Origin of the sequence: Sulfurimonas sp., from assembly GCF_018698455.1 — a bacterium.
Taxonomy (GTDB): domain Bacteria; phylum Campylobacterota; class Campylobacteria; order Campylobacterales; family Sulfurimonadaceae; genus Sulfurimonas.
Genome location: NZ_JABIOQ010000013.1, coordinates 1 through 3,437, shown reverse-complemented (window position 1 = coordinate 3,437; position 3,437 = coordinate 1). Strand labels below are relative to the sequence as shown.

Below are 3,437 nucleotides of genomic sequence, written 5' to 3'. Positions count from 1 at the left end.
CTTTCATTGCTATTCTTGAGGAAGTAGCTAAAATTGATGATATTGTAAACAGAAATGAAGATTTAACCTCTATTATCAGTGTCTTGCAGGATGTTACACAGAAAATGCTTGGATTTAGGTGCGAAAGTTAAGTACTTTAACACTCTGCACAAAACGAAAACCTGCACTATACGGTGAAGATATTTTGTCTGAGATCAGTGTTTCATAAGTAAAAAGTACATCTTTTGCGCTTAAACCTTTGCCGTCATGCCACTTAACATTTTTTCTCAACTCAAAAATCAATGTTTTATCATCCACAAAATAAAACTTATCTGCCAAGTCACCTACAATCTCTTTGGAGTCCTTATCAAACTTTACAAGCCCGTTAAACAAAAAACTGGCTATTTCTGATGAAGATGAGTCGGTGGCAAGAATAGGGTTGAGTCGTGATGGATTTGTAGATGTAGCAAGGTGAAGAGTTGAAGCGAAAAGGCTACAACTCAAAAGTAAAAGAAAAAAACCTTTCATTCCTAGTTTAAACTTTTACCGTTTATACTTAGTTTTGTATCAGCAAACTTTACTATAAACAAGTAGTCATCACCATCTTCTTTCTCAAAACCAGCTAGTCCAGCTGTTAAGCCATTTCTTTTTAGTACTTTAGTATACATCTCTTTTGAGATCCTAAGCTCACTCTCTAAGCCGATATTAGGTAATGCCATAAGAGGTGATATTTGCATTTTTTTAGCTAATCCAAGGTCTTCTTTAACCTTTAAAACTGTTTGTACTTTAAAACCTTTTATTTTCTTGTCTACATTGTATGCGAACTTCTTTATTGAGAAGTCTGCAACTTCTATTTCTAAACCTTTACTTAAAAGACTTGTAGCACTAGCACTAAGTGCTTGATTAGACTCAGGAGTCATAAATACATAGTTTTGAGATACAAGCTCCATAAATTTTGTATGCTCTTGTTTATCTAGACCATTGATTGCTATATCAAAGTTAAAATCTTCTAGATTCACAGTTGCTTCTTTTGTAGCTAATTTTAAATCTTTTATAGATGACTTAGAGTTAATTTGTGTAGTAGTTCCCTGATCATTTGAAGATGCATTAACACGTAACGAGTCCATACTTATATCTACATCTCTACCGTCTCCTTTTAATTCAAGAAGAGTTTCATCAATGTCAATATTTGTAATGTATGTATTTGCAGATTCAAAGTTACTCGTGCTTTTAAAATCATTCATGTGAAAATTTAAATTATTCTCTTTTTGTGTAGCATTAAAATGTAACTTTTTGATTTTTGAAACAAGTTCGTTTGGTGCTAAAAGAGCACCATTTCCTTTAAACTTTGCTTCTTCTAAAGATAAAGTGAGTTCCGTAGTATCATCCAATGTATATGTTTCATCAACATCTTTAAGATAGCCTTTAAAGTCACTATTTAAAAGGTTATATTCTATATGATAAAGCACTCCTTTTTGGGCTAAAAACTTCTCTATATATTCATAAAGACTTACATTATCTTGCTGAAGAGTATCACTCATTTTTGCAGATAATTTCATTGGATATATCTCTATTTCAAAAGCTTTTGCAAAGGGAAGGTTTGAGTACTCTACATCTGCACCAACTAAAACACCATCTAACATTGCTTTTACATAAGGAGGTATCTGCTCATTTGAATACTGTTTAAGATACTCTATAAACTCTTTTGAATCTTTAAGCAAAAACTCAAAATGTCTTGAAGAATGTAAATAGCTTGACTCACTTTCATCTTTACTAACTTTCAGACCTAATGATTCTAATTCAACAAGTCTTTCATTAATTTGTTTTGTAATGAATGTATTGCCTATAATTGGGAGGATTGCGATAATAGAGAGTAGAATAACTACTACTAAAATACTTTTTTTCATGATAATACCTTTAACTTTTATATTAAAGGTATTATAGTTAAATAGAGTAACTAGTTAGACTCAATAAATCTATCATGAAGTTCTTGAACTGGACGTTCATTATCAACATAATATTTACGAAAGTGCATAATCTGCTCTTTTGATGCTTCTTGCGGAGTTTTTAATAGATACCACTGAACATTTTCAGAACATGGTGGAGTTGTAAGTGAACCTACAGGAAACACCCCTGTGAGTGAATCTCCACTTTAAGGCTGCAACAAACAAATAGATATAACAAAAACGAGGAGACCAATAATTTACCCTAGAGGGAAAATTATCGCTCACGACGACCGTTATATGAAGCCTAGCGGCAAGACTTCCATCCATTCCATTTCAAAACGACATACTTTCAAGCCTCAAACATAAAGCTTGTTATAACTCTTGCATGTGTAAAATACAAGAAACACCACAAAGCTTTAAACCTAAATATGAGATGCAAGATATATTCAAACTCTATGGGGATGATTATATATCAAGACATAAACTAAACACAATGGTGTTAAAAATTGGGGTCAGGTGATGAATATTATGAATATTCACTTTTAAAGTTCAAATATTACCTTTATACAAAAAAGGTTTTGAATGTGCCTATAGTAAAATAGTTAAACTTAAAAGTGATGTTATTAATCCAATAGATATGATGAATATTTTGAAAAGTTATTTAGCTTTTAAAACTTAAGTGAAGTTCACTTAAGTTTTGCTATAATTACTAAAATAAGTATTGGAGTTCGTTTATGCAAACTTTAACCGTACAAGTTGAAGATAATTATATACAAAATTTTATGAACTATGTTAACAATCATAGTGAAAATATAACTATTTTAAAAGATAAAAACTTAGAAAGCGACTCATTTTTTTATGAACGCAAGAAAGAATTACATCAAATCAGAGATGATATAAAAAGTGGAAAAAGTCAATTGATTTCATTTGATGACTTTGAAAATAACACTACCCAGCTTGAAAAAGAACTTGAACTAAAATATGCAAATTAAGCTTGATAGAAAATTTGAAATAAACTTCAATATTATTTTTGAGTATATTGCCAAAGATAAACTTTCTGCTTCCAAAAAGTTCAAAAAAGAACTATTTGAATAAATTAAAAATCTTCCAAACTTCCCATATAAATTTAGAAAATCATATTATTTTGATGATGAAAAAGTTAGAGAAATGACTTTTAAAAGCTATACCATTATCTATGAAGTAGACCTCGATAACAATACAATAGTTATTTTAAATATGTTTCAAAAGAATAAACCGTTATAGAAGTTCAGATACAACAAAACATAAGAATGCACGACAACCGTTCTCATTAAATGCTAACAAACTAAGTCAAAAAACATCTCCCTTTCTCTCGTAACCATTATGTAACCAAACATTAAGAGAGTGTGAGTGCTATAATAAGACTAGTACAGTTGCAATACGTGATAAAGGATTTTCAAAGGGAATAGTAAATATCAAGTAAGTTGAAACAATAAGAAGTCGTGAGAAACAGGAATTACAGTCAAATGAGAT

At 30.4% G+C, this 3,437-nt stretch carries 5 protein-coding genes; 2 read left to right on the top strand and 3 right to left on the bottom strand.

Features of this window, described 5'->3' with window-relative positions; translation table 11 throughout:
- Window positions 1-114: 114 nt before the first annotated feature.
- From HOG88_RS01775 to HOG88_RS01765, 3 genes are read right to left on the bottom strand one after another with little or no spacing between them, the layout of a single operon-like run.
- A complete protein-coding gene (locus tag HOG88_RS01775; protein ID WP_295002510.1) occupies window positions 115-507 on the bottom strand; it encodes an ABC transporter substrate-binding protein in 393 nt (130 codons plus the stop codon).
- A 2-nt stretch (window positions 508-509) separates the two neighbouring features.
- Window positions 510-1,886 (bottom strand): DUF945 family protein, encoded by a 1,377-nt coding sequence (locus HOG88_RS01770; RefSeq protein WP_295002508.1) that lies wholly within the window; start codon window positions 1,884-1,886, stop codon window positions 510-512.
- Window positions 1,887-1,936: 50 nt separating this feature from the next.
- Entirely contained in the window at window positions 1,937-2,110 is a 174-nt protein-coding gene (locus HOG88_RS01765; RefSeq protein WP_295002506.1) for a carbonic anhydrase family protein, read from the bottom strand.
- A gap of 549 nt (window positions 2,111-2,659) precedes the next feature.
- Between HOG88_RS01765 and HOG88_RS01760 the strand changes: the two genes are divergently transcribed.
- The gene (locus tag HOG88_RS01760) at window positions 2,660-2,917 is read left to right on the top strand and encodes a hypothetical protein (RefSeq protein ID WP_295002504.1); all 258 of its coding nucleotides are present in this window, start codon (window positions 2,660-2,662) and stop codon (window positions 2,915-2,917) included.
- 103 nt (window positions 2,918-3,020) lie between these two features.
- Complete coding sequence (locus HOG88_RS11875) at window positions 3,021-3,188, top strand: type II toxin-antitoxin system RelE/ParE family toxin (protein WP_367234324.1); 168 nt, start codon at window positions 3,021-3,023, stop codon at window positions 3,186-3,188.
- The last annotated feature ends 249 nt before the right edge of the window (window positions 3,189-3,437 follow it).

Excerpts from the sequence above, each read along its gene's own strand:
- HOG88_RS01775 (WP_295002510.1), bottom strand. The coding sequence starts at position 507 with ATGAAAGGTTTTTTTCTTTTACTTTTGAGTTGTAGCCTTTTCGCTTCA.
- HOG88_RS01770 (WP_295002508.1), bottom strand. The coding sequence starts at position 1,886 with ATGAAAAAAAGTATTTTAGTAGTAGTTATTCTACTCTCTATTATCGCA.
- HOG88_RS01760 (WP_295002504.1), top strand. The coding sequence starts at position 2,660 with ATGCAAACTTTAACCGTACAAGTTGAAGATAATTATATACAAAATTTT.